The 17741-nt window shown below is 37.3% G+C and carries 19 protein-coding genes; 10 read left to right on the plus strand and 9 right to left on the minus strand.

The features are described 5' to 3' along the window. Positions 1 to 6: 6 nt before the first annotated feature. The 4 genes from pstB to ACQKN4_RS21555 all read right to left on the minus strand — a co-directional run bounded on the left by pstB (position 7) and on the right by ACQKN4_RS21555 (position 3719). Positions 7 to 840, minus strand: coding sequence for a phosphate ABC transporter ATP-binding protein PstB (pstB, locus tag ACQKN4_RS21540; protein WP_079563432.1), 834 nt, complete (start codon positions 838 to 840; stop codon positions 7 to 9). Between the two features lie 12 nt (positions 841 to 852). Beyond that, positions 853 to 1731 (minus strand): phosphate ABC transporter permease PstA, encoded by an 879-nt coding sequence (pstA, locus tag ACQKN4_RS21545; protein WP_079563433.1) that lies wholly within the window; start codon positions 1729 to 1731, stop codon positions 853 to 855. Position 1732: 1 nt separating this feature from the next. Then, the gene (gene pstC / locus ACQKN4_RS21550) at positions 1733 to 2680 is read right to left on the minus strand and encodes a phosphate ABC transporter permease subunit PstC (protein ID WP_427484772.1); all 948 of its coding nucleotides are present in this window, start codon (positions 2678 to 2680) and stop codon (positions 1733 to 1735) included. Between the two features lie 64 nt (positions 2681 to 2744). Then, positions 2745 to 3719, minus strand: coding sequence for a PstS family phosphate ABC transporter substrate-binding protein (locus ACQKN4_RS21555; protein ID WP_427484773.1), 975 nt, complete (start codon positions 3717 to 3719; stop codon positions 2745 to 2747). 458 nt (positions 3720 to 4177) lie between these two features. Here ACQKN4_RS21555 and ACQKN4_RS21560 point away from each other — a divergent pair, with 458 nt between their 5' ends. Then, on the plus strand, positions 4178 to 4375 hold the full coding sequence (locus ACQKN4_RS21560; RefSeq protein ID WP_240518366.1) for a hypothetical protein: 198 nt from the start codon (positions 4178 to 4180) through the stop codon (positions 4373 to 4375). Positions 4376 to 4512: 137 nt separating this feature from the next. Here ACQKN4_RS21560 and ACQKN4_RS21565 read toward each other — a convergent pair whose 3' ends face one another. From ACQKN4_RS21565 to ACQKN4_RS21580, 4 genes are all read right to left on the minus strand, one after another. Then, positions 4513 to 6717, minus strand: a complete 2205-nt coding sequence (locus tag ACQKN4_RS21565) for a peptidoglycan D,D-transpeptidase FtsI family protein (protein ID WP_079563436.1) — start codon at positions 6715 to 6717, stop codon at positions 4513 to 4515. A gap of 400 nt (positions 6718 to 7117) precedes the next feature. Then, positions 7118 to 7723, minus strand: a complete 606-nt coding sequence (locus ACQKN4_RS21570) for a superoxide dismutase (protein WP_079563437.1) — start codon at positions 7721 to 7723, stop codon at positions 7118 to 7120. A gap of 176 nt (positions 7724 to 7899) precedes the next feature. Beyond that, positions 7900 to 8379 (minus strand): DUF456 domain-containing protein, encoded by a 480-nt coding sequence (locus ACQKN4_RS21575; protein ID WP_079563438.1) that lies wholly within the window; start codon positions 8377 to 8379, stop codon positions 7900 to 7902. 202 nt (positions 8380 to 8581) lie between these two features. Then, positions 8582 to 10213, minus strand: a complete 1632-nt coding sequence (locus ACQKN4_RS21580) for a Na/Pi cotransporter family protein (RefSeq protein ID WP_079563439.1) — start codon at positions 10211 to 10213, stop codon at positions 8582 to 8584. Between the two features lie 441 nt (positions 10214 to 10654). On the opposite strand from ACQKN4_RS21580, the gene ACQKN4_RS21585 reads away from it, so the two are divergent. From ACQKN4_RS21585 to ACQKN4_RS21600, 4 genes are all read left to right on the plus strand, one after another. After that, complete coding sequence (locus ACQKN4_RS21585; RefSeq protein WP_427484774.1) at positions 10655 to 11173, plus strand: DUF1189 family protein; 519 nt, start codon at positions 10655 to 10657, stop codon at positions 11171 to 11173. Between the two features lie 52 nt (positions 11174 to 11225). Continuing rightward, positions 11226 to 11570 carry a hypothetical protein gene (locus tag ACQKN4_RS21590; protein ID WP_079563441.1) on the plus strand — a complete coding sequence of 115 codons (345 nt, stop codon included), beginning with the start codon at positions 11226 to 11228 and terminating at the stop codon, positions 11568 to 11570. A gap of 95 nt (positions 11571 to 11665) precedes the next feature. Continuing rightward, the gene (gene ispG, locus ACQKN4_RS21595; RefSeq protein ID WP_079563442.1) at positions 11666 to 12781 is read left to right on the plus strand and encodes a flavodoxin-dependent (E)-4-hydroxy-3-methylbut-2-enyl-diphosphate synthase; all 1116 of its coding nucleotides are present in this window, start codon (positions 11666 to 11668) and stop codon (positions 12779 to 12781) included. Between the two features lie 12 nt (positions 12782 to 12793). Continuing rightward, on the plus strand, positions 12794 to 13366 hold the full coding sequence (locus ACQKN4_RS21600; RefSeq protein ID WP_079563443.1) for a 5' nucleotidase, NT5C type: 573 nt from the start codon (positions 12794 to 12796) through the stop codon (positions 13364 to 13366). Between the two features lie 43 nt (positions 13367 to 13409). On the opposite strand, the gene ACQKN4_RS21605 is transcribed toward ACQKN4_RS21600, so the two are convergent. Beyond that, complete coding sequence (locus ACQKN4_RS21605; RefSeq protein ID WP_276207774.1) at positions 13410 to 13538, minus strand: hypothetical protein; 129 nt, start codon at positions 13536 to 13538, stop codon at positions 13410 to 13412. A gap of 198 nt (positions 13539 to 13736) precedes the next feature. Here ACQKN4_RS21605 and ACQKN4_RS21610 point away from each other — a divergent pair, with 198 nt between their 5' ends. From ACQKN4_RS21610 to ACQKN4_RS21630, 5 genes are all read left to right on the plus strand, one after another. Further along, a complete protein-coding gene (locus ACQKN4_RS21610; protein ID WP_240518369.1) occupies positions 13737 to 14222 on the plus strand; it encodes a hypothetical protein in 486 nt (161 codons plus the stop codon). A 419-nt stretch (positions 14223 to 14641) separates the two neighbouring features. Beyond that, positions 14642 to 14983, plus strand: coding sequence for a MerR family transcriptional regulator (locus tag ACQKN4_RS21615; RefSeq protein ID WP_240518370.1), 342 nt, complete (start codon positions 14642 to 14644; stop codon positions 14981 to 14983). A 32-nt stretch (positions 14984 to 15015) separates the two neighbouring features. Continuing rightward, complete coding sequence (locus ACQKN4_RS21620; protein ID WP_079563446.1) at positions 15016 to 16344, plus strand: hemolysin family protein; 1329 nt, start codon at positions 15016 to 15018, stop codon at positions 16342 to 16344. A 167-nt stretch (positions 16345 to 16511) separates the two neighbouring features. After that, a complete protein-coding gene (locus ACQKN4_RS21625) occupies positions 16512 to 16916 on the plus strand; it encodes a hypothetical protein (RefSeq protein ID WP_079563447.1) in 405 nt (134 codons plus the stop codon). 170 nt (positions 16917 to 17086) lie between these two features. Further along, entirely contained in the window at positions 17087 to 17536 is a 450-nt protein-coding gene (locus ACQKN4_RS21630; RefSeq protein ID WP_079563468.1) for a helix-turn-helix transcriptional regulator, read from the plus strand. Positions 17537 to 17741: the final 205 nt, after the last annotated feature.

The following is a 17741-nucleotide window of genomic DNA, read 5'->3' on the forward strand; positions in this document are numbered from 1 at the left end:
TCCTCCTTAGCCGAATCGACCTGAAATATAATCTTCAGTACGTTGATCTGCTGGTGTTTGGAATATAACGTCTGTTTTATCGTACTCAACAACCTCTCCACTTAAGAAAAATGCTGTACGATCGGAAATACGCGCTGCTTGTTGCATATTATGTGTCACTATAATAATTGAATAATCTTTTTTCAGTTCTTGTACAAGCTCCTCGACTTTTAATGTAGAAATCGGATCAAGTGCGGATGTTGGCTCATCCATTAAAATAACATCTGGTTCAATGGCTAAACAACGCGCAATACAGATTCGTTGTTGCTGACCACCTGATAGGCCATATGCATTTTGGTTTAAGCGATCCTTTACTTCATCCCAAATTGCCGCACCTCGTAAAGACTTTTCAACGATCTCATCAAGAATCTTCTTATTTTTAATACCATGGATACGTGGACCATATGCAATATTATCGTAGATAGACTTTGGGAATGGGTTTGGCTTCTGGAATACCATACCTACTCGGGTACGTAATTCCTCGACCGTATAGTTTTTATCTAAAATATTGCGCTCACGATAGACTATTTCCCCTGATGTTCGAACACTCGGTACAAGCTCTACCATTCTATTTAAAGTTTTTAAATAAGTAGATTTCCCACAGCCAGAAGGTCCAATTATAGCTGTTACTTCATTTTCATAGATGCTTAAGTTGATGTCTTTTAAACCATGATGATCACCATACCACAAATTCAAATTACGTGTATCATATACTATTTTTTTTGCAACATCAGCAGATGGCTTTGTAGCCGTATGAATGGATTTGACAATTGATTTTTCCTCTTTAATACCCAGTACCATAAGGTCACCTCATTAATAACGTTTTTGGAATTTATTTCGAATAAAAATGGCAATAGAGTTCATCAGTAAAAGCACGGTCATAAGTACTAAAATACCGGCTGCCGCTACATATTGAAATGCCTCTTGCGGACGTTTTGCCCAATCGTATATTTGCATTGGCAAAGCTGTGAATTGACTTAACAAGCCGTTAGGTAAAAATTGTAAAATAACTGGAATACCTATAACTACTAGTGGTGCTGTTTCACCAATCGCACGAGACATCGCTAATATACTTCCTGTTAAAATCCCAGGAATGGCTGCTGGTAGCACAACATGCACAATCGTTTGCCATTTTGTCGCACCCATACCATAAGAAGCTTCTCGTTGTTCATTCGGTACTGCACGAATTGCCTCCTGCGCGGCAACAATGATCACTGGCAAAATTAATAAACTCATTGTAAAGCCGGCTGCTAAAACACTTTTTCCAAGTCCCAGCATTCGAACAAAAATTGTTAACCCAAGTAAACCAAAAACAATGGAAGGAACACCCGCTAAGTTCGAGATATTCATACGAATAAAATCATTTAATCGATTTTTCTTTGCATACTCTTCTAAATAAATCGCAGTCCCTACACCTAATATAATCGATACTGGAGCGACGACTGCCATCAGCCAAAGTGAGCCTATTAAAGCTGCCTTAATACCCGCTTTATCTGCAAAACGTGAAGCAAAATTTGTTAAAAAATCGATGGATAAATAATCGACACCTTGCGTTACTATGCGATAAAGCAAAATAACAAGTGTCACTAAAGCAAAGGTTGTTGCTAAGAAGAAAAATGACTTCCAAACTTTATTGAATGTAATACGCTTTGTCATTCGTTTCATGACGGCCGTGTCGTCCATATAGCGCATGCTAGTAAACCTCCCTGAAGCGTTTCGAAATATAGTGGGCTAGTAAATTCATCACTAAAGTAAAGATAAATAATGTGAATCCGACTGAATAAATAGAATAATAAATTGTCGTACCATAACCAGCGTCTCCTGTTGCAACTTGTACAATATACGCAGTCATCGTTTGAATCGAGTCTGTCACATCTAAATCGAATTTAGGCGTAGATCCACCTGCTAGCGATACAATCATAGTTTCTCCAATTGCCCGGGAAATAGCGAGAACAACTGAAGCGACAATACCTGATAAGGCAGCTGGTAATACTACCTTTATAGCTACTTCAAACTTTGTTGCTCCAAGAGCTAAAGCCCCTTCACGCATACTATTTGGGACCGATGACATCGCATCCTCAGAAAGTGACGTAATCATTGGTAAAATCATAATCCCAACAACAATCCCTGGACTAAGTGCATTAAAAAGTTTTAACCCTGGAATAATTTGCTGTAACATTGGCGTTACAAATGTTAATGCAAAGAAGCCATAAACGATTGTTGGTACACCCGCTAACACTTCTAAAATAGGCTTAACTGTACGTCTTATTTTTTCACTTGCATATTCACTTAAATAAATAGCTGAAGCTATGCCAAACGGAACTGCTACGACAACTGCAATAAGCGTAACTTTCAATGTTCCAGCTATTAAAGGTAAAATCCCAAATAACGGTTCCTTTCCTGAAAACGGTAGCCACTGTGTACCAAATAGGAAATCCGTAATCGAAACACGTTTAAAGAATTCAAACGTTTCAAAAATAAGGGTGAAAACTATGCCAAATGTCGTCAATATTGATATAAGAGCTGCAGAAAATAATAGTGCTGGCATTGCTTTTTCCACTATTTTCTTCGTTTTTTGATTGCGCGAATTTGCAATTAATTGCTGCACAGATGATGTCTTGTTTTCTTTTTGAGAAACCATTAGGTGCTCCTTTCAAATAATAGAGGGAAAGAGCATACATCTCTTTCCCTCTATGCATGTCTACTTATTTTAAGCCTTCTAAAGTTTTTAAAGCTTCACTATATTTATCTTCAGGTAGACTGACATAACCTACTGCTTCTGCCATTTCTCCTGCATGCTCAAGTGTAAATTTGATAAAATCATATGCCGCTTCGCTTTCTTTCATAGCACTATTTTTCACATATACAAATAATGGTCGTGAAAGCGGTGCGTATTCACCAGATTCAATTGTTTCATTTGTTGGCTCAACACCATTTACATTCACGATGCCTAATTTATCTTTATTTTCTTGGTAGTATGCGTAGCCGAAGAAGCCGATTGCGTTTTTGTCACCTGCTACACCTTGAACTAGCATATTATCATCCTCTGATAATGTTGCTGAGCTTGCTAGATCAGCACCGTCTAAAATAACTTCATCAAAGTAATCGTACGTCCCTGAGTCAGTACCTGGTGAGTAGTAGACAATTTTTTCGTCCGGCCAAGATGGATCAATATCAGACCATTTTTTAGCTTTACCATCTTCTACCCAAATTTTCTTTAATTGCTCTACTGTTAAATCTTTTGCCCAATCATTCTCAGGATTCACGACAATTGATATGCCGTCATATGCTAATGGTAGCTCTGTAAAAGCAGTTCCCGCCTTCTCTAGTTTTGCTTTCTCTTCATCTTTTATATGACGAGATGCATTTGAAAAGTCTGTCTCACCTGCGATGAATTTTTCAAAACCACCACCAGTACCTGAAACACCTACCGATACTTTGACATTCGGTTGAGCCCCTGCATACTCTTCAACAACTGCTTCAATAATTGGTGCGACTGTTGATGAACCATCTCCAGCTACAGCTCCTTGCAGCTTTTTGTCAGCAGCATCTTGTCCCGTGCTCGCCGGTGCGTTTGTTTCTGCATTGTTACCTTTTTGCGCAGAGTCGCTACCACATGCGCCAAGCATTAATGCTGACCCCATTACCGCTGTCATCGTTAAGTACTTCCACTTTTTCATCTCATTTGCCCCCGTCATAAACATTTTATAGTTATTTGTCTTACAATCTTTACTATAATGACTAATTGTTGAAGTCGTATAAACAGTTCGTAAAAGAGACGTAAAGGAATGTAATGCTTTGTAAACGATTGTAAAGATGGGTTTACAATTGACTTATTTGTTATTGCTGTCGCTTCGCTTTCGCACAGAAAACATGTTGTTGCTGTCGCTTCGCTTTCGCACAGAAAACATGTTGTTGCTGTCGCTATAGATAAATTGCCACGGGATGGGACTTACTTAGACTGATTTCCTCTATTTACTTAGGTGCCTGCCCCCTATGAAAGGGACCATAGCTGCATGGATTTCACTACCTTCAGAGGTAGGAGCATTCTTCAAAGTGAGGATAAACTTGCTTCCTAATGGAAAGATGCTATAATAAGCAATTGTGTCAGGAAATAATCTAAGAGGAGTTTGACTTTGTGATTAAACATGCAAAAGTACAAAATGCCAATTACTTCAAAACATATTTAACACTTATTATGGATCATCGGGAATATACTCTACAGGAAGCCGCTGATTTTATGGTAGAGTCTTATTTTTGTAATAATATAGAGCTTTATGGAATAAAACCGAAACAACAATTTGAAATAGCTATTCAACAATTATCTGTACAATAAGTCTTTTATTGGAGAATAAATAAACCACGGTATGAAAGTTATTATTTTTTCATACCGTGGTTTTTTCGCGGGTAGTCAATAATACTCTGAAACTGTAAAAAAACCGCTAGGCATTGATATGCACTAGCGGTTTTCTCTTATTTTTGCTCATCTTCACCAATTTTGTCTTGTGTAATAGCAGGTAAAATTGGTTGTTTTACATTACTTTCTGTCACTTTTTCAGTGTTATATTTTGCTTTTAACTCAAAATATTTATCTACAGCTCTTCTTGCAATCTCATTATTAGCCGAAAAAGGTTGTCTAGGGTTTGTTGAAGCCCAAGGAATAACTACGGCATAGGCAATTTCAGGATTCTCATAAGGGGCAAAGCCTACATGTGTATAAGTAAGTGAATACTGACCCCTATACTGTCGTAAATCCCCGTAATACATTACTTCAGCTGTTCCTGTTTTTCCTGCGGCTGTATATGGTGCATTTGCAAAATATCTTTTTGCTGTACCATTTGCGCCTGTATAAACACGACGTAACCCTTGTTTTACATAGTTAATTTCATCTGCTGAGTTATCAATCTGATTTAAAATTGTTGGTCCTATTTCTGTTACTAATTGACCTAGCGATTGCCCATCATTTGATGGTTCACGTACCTCCTTCACAACATGTGGCTGAATGCGATAGCCACCATTTGCAATTGTCGAGATATACTGTGCCAATTGTAACGGTGTATACGTATCATACTGTCCAATAGCTAAGTCGAGTGCTTTACCCCCATAGGTTGGACCAGTTAGACCTTGTACCCCACTAACTTCATTTGGTAAATCGATCCCTGTTTTTACACCTAACCCGAATTGTGCATAAGAATTACGCATTTTTGGGAATGTATCGTCTTTTAAACGAAGTGGCATCCCATAGCTATATGGTGTTCCATTAATAAGCAGAGCTGTTTTAAACATATAAACGTTAGAAGATTGCTCCAAGGCTCTTAAACCATCCATTGAAATATAGCCACCAGGGTTAAAAACAGATTTTTTTACTGGTGTATTTAATAATTGGATTGGTTCATCCCCTAATACAGTACTTGGCGTAATGGCTCCCAATTTATACCCAGTTAGCAATGTTGCTGCCTTAACTGCAGAACCTGCCTCATAAGCTGTTGTAAAGGTCCCATACGAATAATCAACGACTTCATTCTTTCCTGTTTCAGGATTTTTTTCAATTTTTTTACCATTCATTGATAAAACATCGCCTGTATTTGGGTCCATCATAACTAAAAAGGCACGATCAAGTAAAGCTGAAGCCCCTTGTGATTTTACTTTAAGCAATTCTTCCTCAACAATTTTGTCAAGTTCAGCGGTTAACTCGCTATCCAGTGTTAAGACTAAATCATTACCAGGTTTACCCTCAAAAGTCGTAACGGTATCGACTACTTGACCTTTTTTATCCGTAATATTTTTAACAACGGATTTTTGTCCTTGCAGTAAATCTTCATATTGCGCTTCAATATAACTTTCACCAACACGGTCATTTCGTGAATAATCTCGAGCTAAATAATAATTCAGCTTTTCTTTCGGAATCCCTTTTGCTGGTACGGTTGTGCGTCCTAAAATAGCGAGTGATGATAATTTCAAACGCTTCCAGTCCGTTGTTGTGTTAACGCCTGGTAGTTCAGTTAAACGCTCAGAGACAAGTGCAAATTCACTATCTGATACATTTTCACTCTTAATAATTTGCGGTGATAAATTGTAGCCTGATGCCATCTCTCGGAAAATTGCTAATACTTCCATATCCTTGTCTGTCAGTTGTAATAATTCTTCGTTTGTAATTCGTTCACGAACAAGTTTATCTATCTCTCCATTGATTTGACTTGTCGTCTTATTTTCTTGGTTTCCAATTTTCTTTTTTTCTGCCTCGGTTACTTTTTCAGAGGCAGCGTCACGATTTTTATTAATCCAAAAATCCTGCTTATCACGTAAAGTGACACGGTTTATAGGCTGCTCAATCAATTGTGCCAGCTTTTCCGCTATTTCCAGCATTTCATCAGTTGTTGTCCTCGGCATTTTCGTATACGTAATAGCATTTTCTGGTTGGTTATCCACTAAAATACGTCCGTATCGATCATACATACGTCCCCTTGGCACACTTGTATTAACAGGTACCTCTTCTTTACGCTCTAATTCGCGTACATAATCTTCCCCTTTTACAATCTGCATATAGCCAAGCCTAAAAATCAGCAACGAAAATACCATAAATATAGCAAAGAAAAGGACATTCATACGAAATGTTAAATTAGAGTGATGTTTTGCTTTAACATTCGTCGCGCGGTTTTTTCCCGGTGCTTTGCGCATATGTATTCCCCTCCTCATCTAATTACAATTTAAATACACGATACCTAGTATACCATTCGAAGATACGTCAGGAAAGCATGTACTTGTGAATTTATGTTTGAAAACATCATTCTATTTGACGGCATTTTAAAATGAAAAGTTTCTGTTTTTTATTGATTACTTGAAAAATGTTTTGACATAAATTATTGGAAGAGGGAGGCACAATATAAAACTTCTTCAAACAGCAAGGCGAACTCCTCCTTCAATTTAACCGACTGACTACTAATTTTTTAGCAGGCGTATCGGAACATCCCCAACCATTTATAGGATACCTAGAAGCGTTTAGAACCTAAAAAGACAGCAAAAAAGGCTATGTCTCGGTGATACATCACCGGGGCATAGCCTTCTATCTAAATAGAGATTATTTTGCAGCTTGGAATTTAGCTTCTACTACATCCCAGTTTACTACGTTCCAGAATGCGCCGATGTAATCTGGACGACGGTTTTGGTAGTTTAAGTAGTAAGCATGCTCCCAAACGTCTAAACCTAGGACTGGTTTTTTACCTTCCATAACTGGAGAGTCTTGGTTTGGAGTAGATGTAACAGCAACTGAGTCACCATCAACGATTAACCAAGCCCACCCTGAACCGAAGCGAGTTGTAGCAGCTTTTGCAAACTCTTCTTTGAATGCATCGAAAGAACCGAATTTAGCATCGATTGCTTTTGCTACTTCGCCAACTGGAGTGTTTGATCCGCCTGGAGCGATTACTTCCCAGAATAATGTATGGTTAGCATGTCCGCCACCATTGTTACGAACAGCAGTTTGTTTGTCAGCTGGAAGAGCATCCATGTTTGCGATAAGTTCGTTAATGCCTTTTTCAGCAAATTCAGTGCCTTCTACTGCTGCGTTTAAGTTTGTTACATAAGTATTGTGGTGTTTTGAATGGTGAATTTCCATTGTTTTTGCATCGATATGTGGTTCTAATGCGTCATAAGCGTAAGTTAATTGTGGTAATACATAAGCCATTGTTAAGTTCCTCCTAAAGTAAAGAAATAATTAATACATTATTAGATTATCAAAATTGGTCAAACCATTCAACGAAAAATACTTCAAATTAAAGATTTCAGCCTTTTGACTGAAAAGCCAATACGATTACTATCCTAACCTGTTTCTTTAATTGTTAAACGTCTTAGGGAAGAAAATCATATCGCTATAAAGAACACAACAATCATGACGATTTGAATCACAGCTTTTGCAAGTGTCGATGTTAAGAAGCCCACGAGAGAGCCAACACCGCTTTTTACAGCCTCTCCAAATGTACGACGCTCTACCATTAACTCTGCAATTACCGCTCCTAAAAATGGACCTACTATTATTCCTAGAACAGGAATGATGAACGGGCCAATTAATAAACCAATAGTACTGCCCCACATACCTGCATTGGAGCCACCGAATTTCTTAATACCAAAGGCATTTGCTACAGAATCAGCAACAAATAATATGACAACAAATATAATTTCACTCGTCCAGAACAACCAGCTTAACTCTGCAAATGAAAAAAACAATCCATATACTAAAAAACCACCAAGTAAAAAAATCACACCTGGAATGATCGGGTACACCAATCCAACAAATGAAATGATAAAGCAGGCAATCACTAATACCCAGCCTACAACTTCCATAAAAAACCTCCCCTTTTGTCGTGCATCAAGTTAGATAATTAGAAGTCCTGATTTCCTCTATATTCGAGAGTAGAGCTGTTTCCTCGTAACTAATAAAGGCATAAGCTCATTCTCAACAAAGAAATCCTCAATATTTCTATTTAACCCGCCTGATCGCGCAGTTCCTTTCATACGGATTTACAAAGCTGAAGGTTTCATTTCCTTAATTTCTAATTCCTAAAATAGAGTCAGCTATATTTACTGCATGATCTCCTATACGCTCTAAATTGCTAACGATATCTGTATAGACGATTCCCGCAGCTCCATTACATTCATTTGTATTTAAGCGTGCAATATGCTTTTGTCTAAGCTTATCTTCCATATCATCTATCAAACTTTCGAGCTCAGTTACTTCCTGCGCCAAGCTCAAACTAGCTGTATCCAGTGCCGCAATACTCTTTCGTACAGCTTCAATCGCTAAGCTAAACATCCCTATTAAATCTTGTCGTGCTGACTTACTTAAAGTTACCTCATGATGATCTTTATATTGTAAAAGCTCTAAAATATTTTCAAAATGATCACCAATACGCTCAATGTCCCGTACATTTGTTAAAAGTGTATGGTGTCTTACTGAGTCTGCGCGAGAAAGTGGCTGCTTAGACACCATTACTAAATAATTCGTAATTTCCTTGTCTAAATGATTGAGCGCTACTTCTAGTTGTAAAACTGTAGGAATGTGAGTAGCCTCACCTGTTTTCATATATAAAAATGTTTCTTCTAAACCACGAAGCGCGTGCTCCCCCATACGTAGTACTTCCTCCTTTGCTTGCCCGAGTGCAATCGCTGGAGAGGAATCGATGAATGACGGATCTAAATGTTTCGTTGTCACATCAATATTGCCATCACGCCCAGGCACTAGCTTCGTGACAAGTACAGTCAATCCTCCGATAAATGGCAGCTGGATCATCATATTAATGATGTTGAATGAGCCATGTGCTATCGCTATTTGCATTTTCGGCTCTAAGTGGAATAGTCCGCTAATCCATAAAACGTACTGCATAAAGGGTGTAAAGAACACCATGAAAATGATTGTACCTATAATATTAAATAACACATGTGCCGCTGCCGCACGTTTAGCATATATAGAAGCACCTAGTGATGCTAATACTGCTGTAACGGTCGTGCCTATATTTTCACCAAATAAAATAGGTAGAGCACTCTCTAAACCAATTAAATGCTCAGCGTATAAGCCCTGTAGCACACCGACAGTCGCTGTTGAACTTTGAACAAGCAATGTAAAAATTGCCCCTAGAAAAATTCCTACAACGGGCAGATTGCTTAGCTGAAGCGTTAATGATTCAAAATCAGCTAATTGATGAAGTGACTGCATGCTTGCACTCATTAACTCTAATCCTAAAAATAATCCCCCGAAGCCAAATAATATTTGTCCGATATACTGATAGGTAGATTTCTTAAAGAAAAATAACAACCCTGCACCAATCGCTAATAACGGATAAAAATAAATGCCGATATTTATACCAATAATAAAAGCGGTAATTGTCGTGCCAATATTGGCTCCCATAATGACACCGATTGCTTGTCGTAATGTTAAAAACCCTGCACTCACTAGCCCAACCGTAATTACCGTCGTTGCAGAGCTCGACTGGATACAAATCGTTACAACTATACCCACTAACACGCCCATTAGAGGATTTGTTGTAAATCGATTCAACCATTCACGCAGTCGATCATCTGCCGATTTTTGGAGCCCATCCCCCATAAATTTAATGGAAAATAAAAAGACTCCTAAACCGCCTAAAAATTGAAATAGTATACTTTGCCAATCTATTGTCAATTGTATTCGCTCCAATTCCTACGTCTCTACTACTCTATTCCTAATCTTTAAATGATAATAAAGAAAAAGTAAAGATAACCTTTAACTTCTTTACACAATATTAACATTTCAATAAATCATCACCAAAACGTGTGGTTGATTTCCGTTCCGACTGGGCGCTTTGTTGTTGCTGTCGCTACGCTTTCGCACAGATAAAACATTTGCTGCCGCTTTGCTTTCGCTACAGAAAACATTTGTTGTTGCTGGCGCACAGAGCAAAGCTTCCTGGAGTCGCCCAGTCGAAACGAAGATCAACCTATTTACATAGTATATGTTTTAACAAAAGTCATCCACAACTTTTGGTGATGACCCATTTCAATATCGTACTCTCAGTTATTATTTCTATTTTCATATCTTGTCAAAGTTGAACATGGTAAAATAACGATTGGAGGAGATATGTTTATGAAACACTCACAACTATTTATCGATAGCTTAATTCATCCAAAAAAACTTGCTGCCTATCGTTTATTACCTATCGGGAAAGTTATTCAATATACCTTTCTGCTAATTACTGTTGTTACAGTTTTCTCTTTTGGTCGTTTTACAGCTGGGATGTCTGTTGATACATTTGATATGAATAGTTTAAATGGAATAACCGAATACATAGAAGGCGTTAAATGGCTTTTGTATCCCGTGACAATTATCATGCTTTTTGTTTTTACAACGATGCTTATTTTTGCACAAATTTCTCTCTACGCCTTGGCTGGTCTGCTGATTTTGAACGTCATGAAGCGTCGCGGAGAATACCGTCACATTTGGCGTACGACAACATTTGCCATGACTTGGGCAACTCTACTAAGTATGCTATCAGATTATCTACCGATTAACAGTACGATTATCTCTGCTTTTTCTGTACTTTTAACAGTAACTCTACTTATTGTAGCCATCACAGAATATCCAAAACAACCAATTACAAAATAATGTGCATGATTCCCCTCTCTTCTAAATATAGTGTAGAAAAGGAGGGGATTTTTTGCGTGCTTTAGTGTTAACCGCTATCATTATTATTTTTGCTTTTGTTATAAAGGTAGATTTAACAGAAGGATCATTACAACTTGCTGCCTTTTCTCAGAAAAAAACAGAAAACGCCCTGTGTGAGAAGGAGCGAGAGCCAAATTATATCACTGTACAGACTATTCAAGGCGATACTATCCACAGTTTATTTGCACTTCATCCTGCAAAAGTACCCATGACCTTTCCTGAACGTTTACAGATTTTTTATGAATTGAATCCACACTTACAATTACAGGCTCCTGTTCCTGGTGAAAAAATTAAGCTTCCGCTATCATTTGAATTTGAAAATAAATGCGGAAAATGAAAAAGTAGCGTTTCTTCCTTGTCCTTATTTTCTTACACTGCTAAAATAAATGTCAGTGACGGTCGAAAGTATGGCCCGAAAAGGAGAGAAAGTTAATGAGTGAAATTTGTCACCGTACAAATACACGTCCCGTGCGTGTCGGTAACTTAACAATAGGTGGTAGTAATGAATTATTCATTCAAAGTATGTGTACAACAAAAACACATGATGTCGAAGCAACAGTAGCTGAAATTCTTCGTCTTGAGGAAGCAGGCTGTCAAATTGTTCGTGTCGCAGTACCAGATGAGCGTGCAGCTGATGCGATTGCAGATATTAAAAAACGTATCAATATTCCATTAGTAGCTGATATTCACTTTGACTATAAATTAGCATTAAAAGCAATTGAAAATGGTATCGATAAAGTTCGTATTAACCCAGGTAATATCGGGCGTAAGGAAAAAGTAGAGGCTGTTGTTAATGCAGCAAAGGCAAAAGGTATTCCTATCCGTATTGGGGTAAACGCTGGTTCATTAGAGCGTCATATTTTAGAAAAATACGGTTACCCTACTGCAGACGGTATGGTAGAATCTGCACTTCACCATATTAAAATTTTGGAAGACTTGGACTTCCACGACATTATCGTATCTATGAAGGCATCAGATGTAAATCTAGCGATTGAAGCCTATGAAAAAGCGGCTAAAGCCTTTAATTACCCTCTACACTTAGGTATTACTGAATCAGGTACATTATTTGCTGGTACAGTAAAATCAGCAGCTGGACTTGGTGCAATTTTATCAAAAGGTATTGGTAATACATTACGTATTTCACTATCTGCAGACCCTGTTGAAGAAATAAAAGTAGCACGTGAGCTATTAAAATCATTTGGTCTTGCTTCTAATATGGCAACCCTCATTTCTTGCCCAACATGTGGTCGTATCGAAATTGATTTAATTTCAATTGCCAATGAAGTAGAAGAATATATTTCTAAACTTAATGTACCGTTAAAAGTAGCTGTGCTTGGTTGTGCGGTAAACGGTCCTGGTGAAGCACGTGAAGCCGACATCGGTATTGCTGGTGCTCGCGGTGAAGGTTTACTATTTATGAAGGGTAAAACAGTTCGTAAAGTGCCTGAAGAAACAATGGTAGAAGAGTTGAAAAAAGAAATCGATAAATTAGCTGCTGAAATGGCAGAAAAACGCGCAGCTGAAGAAGCAGAAAAAGCGAACGCCTAAGGAGGTGCTAGCATGAAAAAGCCCCGCTTTGGGATTGATATCGATGGAACAGTAACATGTCCTAGTACACTCATCCCACATATCAATAAACAATATAATGTAAATATTACGCTTGACGATGTGTGCGAATATGATTTTTTATCAGCATTTCCACATCCCATTGATCGTGTAGCATTTAATACATGGTTTAAAGAAAATGAGCCGTATATGTACGAAGTATCAGAAGCAGCTAAAGATGCAAAAGATATTTTAAACACATGGAGAGAAAACTACGAACTTTATTACATTTCTGCTCGTGGTGAGAATGTATCAGATGTTACGGTAAATTGGTTTAAATCACAGTCTATTCCATACGACCATATCGAGCTGATTGGCAGTCACGATAAGATTTCCGTAGCGAAAAAGCATGGAGTTGAGGCATTTTTTGAGGATAAGCATGATAATGCGGTTATGCTTGCGGAGGAATTAAAAATACCTGTCGTATTATTTGACACTCCATATAACCGTCTTGCTGTTCCGGACAATGTCGTACGAGTTTATAACTGGCAAGAAGCCAACCAATTTATTACTAACTACTTCAAATAAACAAAAGGGTCGTGTTCTTGCATTGAACACGACTCTTCTTCTTTTATATCACAAGTATCCCCCGTAACCAACGCTCTACAAAATTTTCAAAGGTAATGCCGTAATTTTCATAAACAGCATGGTACACGAAATAAGTTCCTAATCTCTCAAGTAATTCATCATTAATCTTCATCACAAACCGCTCCCTTTCGTTGATTTATTCACCAAATTTTCAGATATATAAACTTCCAATTTCTCGCACATTCTAGTGGAGGTTGCATCGTTGCAAAACCGTCACAATCTCCAGCATTCATGCTCTTTTTTCATAGTTTTCTTTTCGTTACTATAGTAGTATCAACTTGCAATACTGGAGGGACTACATGTGAAATGGATGATAAAGGTAACTTGTATAACATGTCTTTGCGCGCTGCTAGTTGGCTGTAGTGATCGATTATCTGATATTAGAGAAGCGGTTTCAGGCATCAATTCAGCAGCCGAAACTGCAGCCAGTGCAGTTGGTCGTGATGTACATGAAATACGAGCAATTGCCATTGAATATAAAGATACATCCTTTACAGTTAATGACCTATTTAAAACTATTTTACGTGACGTGCGCTGGGATTATGACGCTGAAAAAAGTGAGCTTCATGTGAGAGGCACATGGTTAGCACCACTATTTTCTGAGCAACCATGGGATGATGCAATGAAAAAACAGCTAGCAGAAACAGGTGTAGTAAAGGTTACGTGCACTATTAAGAACGATAAAATTGATAGCGCTCGCACAAATGTAACACTTATATTCAATGACAAAAAAATTGTAGAAATGGCAGGTGAAGATGCACTTCAACACCTATATGATACATATTTACAAAAATAAACCACGTAACTTTTCTATTATAAAAATTTATATATAGAATGGCTCTTCGGCAAAACGAGGGGGTGATTTCCGTTCCGGATAGGCGCTTTGTTGCTGTCGTACAGTTAAAACATTTGCTGCTGTCGCTACGCTTTCGCACAGTTAAAACATTTGCTGCTGCCGCTTTGCTTTCGCTACAGAAAACACATATTACTTTTCTAACATTTAGTCGTTAGAAAAGTTTTTTTATGTTCATTATATTAATAATCCTCCTTACAAGAAATCTTACAATTTAGAAATATTAGGCTCTTCTATTTGAAAATGACAAAACGAGCAAGGTATAATAAAGTATCACGTGATGGTTTGGAGGTGTTTATATTGGGACAGAGAAATTAAAAATTGGCGAGCTTGCAGAAAAGACTGGCATTACAAAAAGAACAATCGATTATTATACAAACATCGGCTTATTAAAGGCTGAACGTTCTGCGTCCAATTATCGCTACTATGCCCCTACAATGATTGAACGACTTCACTATATTGAACAACGCAAACAGCAAGGTCTTTCACTCATAGAAATACAACATGAACTTAACATCACTCCGCACGAAGAAATCGATGTACAGATGCTACGTGTAAAAATGCAGGACTTAGAGCAGGATGTAACTACTCTACTTGAACAAATAAACAAACAAAACAATAAAGATATTGAAAAGATTAAAAAAAATGTTTCCCCCGAAAGTATTGCACTCATGCAATCTTTACTTTTACTTATTCATAATTAGGAGGTGACGTTCTGTTCATACAGAACGACTATTTGGAGACCATACTCAACTTATCGATTTTTACCATTTTATTAGCTTTAACTGGGTTTTTCGTGGCAACAGAGTTTGCCATTGTAAAAGTACGTGCCTCAAGGCTTGATCAATTGATTGCAGAGGGCAATACAAAAGCCATTTCTGCAAAGTATGTTGTCAATCATTTAGACGAATACTTATCTGCCTGTCAGCTTGGTATTACTGTAACAGCGCTTGGTATCGGGATGGTCGGTGAAAAAACCTTTGAATTTATGCTACACCCTCTTTTTAACTTGATTGGCATTCCAGATAACTATATGACGGTCTTTACAATTGGTAGTGCTTTTGCCATTGCAACATTTTTACATGTCGTTGTCGGGGAATTGGCACCAAAAACTGCTGCGATTCAAAAAGCTGAAACGATTACACTTCATTTTGCCAAGCCTATTATGTTGTTCTATAAAGTGATGTATCCATTTATCTGGTTCTTAAATGGCTCAGCTCGAGTCTTAGTTGGCATATTTGGTATGAAGCCTGCTTCTGAGCATGAGTTATCACATACAGAGGAAGAAATACGATTACTACTATCCGAAAGCTTTAAAAATGGTGAAATCAATAAAACAGAACTAAAATTTGTGAATAATGTCTTTGAATTTGATGAACGTATTGCTCGTGAAATTATGGTTCCTCGAACAGAAATTGCTGGAATTGAAAAAAATGAATCTTTTACAAATATGATTCATTTCATCGCAGCTGAAAAATATACTCGTTATCCTATTTATGATGGTGATCGTGATAATATTTTAGGATTCATCAATGCCAAAGAATTGTTTACACACGGTTTGCTGGAGCAACTTACAGACGATTCATTAATCCTTGAAGATTTCATTAATCCTGTTATACGAGTAATTGAAACAATCCCTATTCAGGAGTTACTTGTGCGTATGCAAAAAGATCGCATTCATATGGCCATTTTAATGGATGAATATGGTGGGACATCTGGGCTTGTAACAGTCGAGGATATTTTAGAAGAAATTGTAGGTGAGATTCGTGATGAATTCGACGATGATGAAATTGCAGAAATTCGAAAAGTAAATGACAATCACTATATATTAAATGCAAAAATGCTTATTGAAGATGTTGAAAAACTATTAAAAGTAACGCTTGAAGCAGAAGAAGTCGAAACATTGGGCGGTTGGTTTTTAACAGTGAACAATGGCATTAAAGCAACTAAAAACATTGAGCTAACCCCATATATATTTAGCATATATGAGCAGCAAGGTCATCGTATTCATTACATCGAGGTTCGTCCCCTTCGCAATATTTTACCTACCGTATTAGAGGCGTAATACGGATAATACGATTTTATTGATAGTTTATAACAAATTTAGCTTTAGAAATAACATTCAACAGGGCTATTCTAGTTTTTCCAAATACTTTTGTCTCATACCATTATTAGGCATATCCATATATAATAAATATATGGATATGATTCTATTTTCAGGGGGCATTACATATGAAATTGTTTAAACTATATCATTCGGACGGTATTCATATTATTACCGACGTCAAAAAACACAAAACGAATATTGAATTAAAAACAATTACAGGTGAAGTATTATATATTATCGTAGTAACGGATGAAAACTACACAGTGTACGATGATCGTTTTGCTGGTGCTTCAAAGCAATTAAATTCTGTGGAGGCATTTGATATTGACGGAAGCTTCCGTAGCCTAGATTTTGATAATATGCGTACACTCTTCAAAGAGGCATTTACGAAGCTATTACAAGAGATTACAGAATGTGTCAATGATAATGATGAGTTAGTAGATATTGATACCCTACGTCATAAAGTAAGTGCTCAAATTAAAGGTATCCATTTCCGTGTTATTTCTGACACGAAAAAATACGAGATTTAAACACCTAACAGGCTGTCCAAGGAATCGATGATGGGACAGTCTGTTTTTTTATGTTTCAATTGTTAATTAGGTAACGCTAATTTTAATCACAGTCACTAGCGAAACAAAACATCTCCTACTACTTTCATGTATAATAGTATTAACTATCTGAAAGGAAGGGTGTTTTGGATTTGAATCGTGAACAATTAATCACACTTATTTCAGAAAAACTGAAATTAATCCGGACCGAAAAAGATTTAACACAAGATCAGATGAGCGATTTACTAGGACTTTCTAAAAAAACACTTGTTCAAATTGAAAAAGGCCGTATTCAAACTGGCTGGACTACAACGATTGCGGTTTGTGCATTATGCCGAGATAGCACGATTTTACAGCATGAGCTTGGCGGAGATCCACTTGAAGTTGTCGATTTAATCGCTAATAACGGAACCTTACAACCTAAGGAAAAAACAATGGGAGGATACATATGGTGGAAAAATCTTAGCGAGTATAATGGCTATTGCCTACAACAAAATGTCATTAGTCAGCATTTTCGAATTTTAAATACAGACAACTATCGACTACTATCAACATTCGACGAGTCAATAGCTAAGCAAGCATGGGAAAATCTTCAAGAATAATTAAATACTGTACTCGCGCATTCGTACCAAATACTCCTACGTTATGCGCGAGGAATGTAAAAAGTTTGCAAGAATAAGTGTAGTTGCTGCTATTCTTGCGCTACTAGCCTTCTCCATTCGCTCATTTTCATCATTTGTATGTTCCTTTTGCATTTGTTGGATTACTTTCTTTACTAGCTTTCCCCTCACCTCTTACGCTTTTTTT

The organism is Lysinibacillus sp. NPDC093692, from assembly GCF_050280125.1.
In the GTDB taxonomy this organism is placed as follows: domain Bacteria; phylum Bacillota; class Bacilli; order Bacillales_A; family Planococcaceae; genus Lysinibacillus.

Coding starts and splice junctions, on each gene's coding strand:
- ACQKN4_RS21605 (WP_276207774.1), bottom strand. CDS start 13,538: ATGAAGATTAATGATGAATTACTTGAGAGATTAGGAACTTATTTCGTG.
- ispG (WP_079563442.1), top strand. CDS start 11,666: ATGAGTGAAATTTGTCACCGTACAAATACACGTCCCGTGCGTGTCGGT.
- ACQKN4_RS21570 (WP_079563437.1), bottom strand. CDS start 7,723: ATGGCTTATGTATTACCACAATTAACTTACGCTTATGACGCATTAGAA.
- pstA (WP_079563433.1), bottom strand. CDS start 1,731: ATGCGCTATATGGACGACACGGCCGTCATGAAACGAATGACAAAGCGT.
- ACQKN4_RS21575 (WP_079563438.1), bottom strand. CDS start 8,379: ATGGAAGTTGTAGGCTGGGTATTAGTGATTGCCTGCTTTATCATTTCA.
- ACQKN4_RS21565 (WP_079563436.1), bottom strand. CDS start 6,717: ATGCGCAAAGCACCGGGAAAAAACCGCGCGACGAATGTTAAAGCAAAA.
- pstB (WP_079563432.1), bottom strand. CDS start 840: ATGGTACTGGGTATTAAAGAGGAAAAATCAATTGTCAAATCCATTCAT.
- ACQKN4_RS21585 (WP_427484774.1), top strand. CDS start 10,655: ATGAAACACTCACAACTATTTATCGATAGCTTAATTCATCCAAAAAAA.
- ACQKN4_RS21600 (WP_079563443.1), top strand. CDS start 12,794: ATGAAAAAGCCCCGCTTTGGGATTGATATCGATGGAACAGTAACATGT.
- ACQKN4_RS21555 (WP_427484773.1), bottom strand. CDS start 3,719: ATGAAAAAGTGGAAGTACTTAACGATGACAGCGGTAATGGGGTCAGCA.
- ACQKN4_RS21610 (WP_240518369.1), top strand. CDS start 13,737: ATGATAAAGGTAACTTGTATAACATGTCTTTGCGCGCTGCTAGTTGGC.
- ACQKN4_RS21625 (WP_079563447.1), top strand. CDS start 16,512: ATGAAATTGTTTAAACTATATCATTCGGACGGTATTCATATTATTACC.
- pstC (WP_427484772.1), bottom strand. CDS start 2,680: ATGGTTTCTCAAAAAGAAAACAAGACATCATCTGTGCAGCAATTAATT.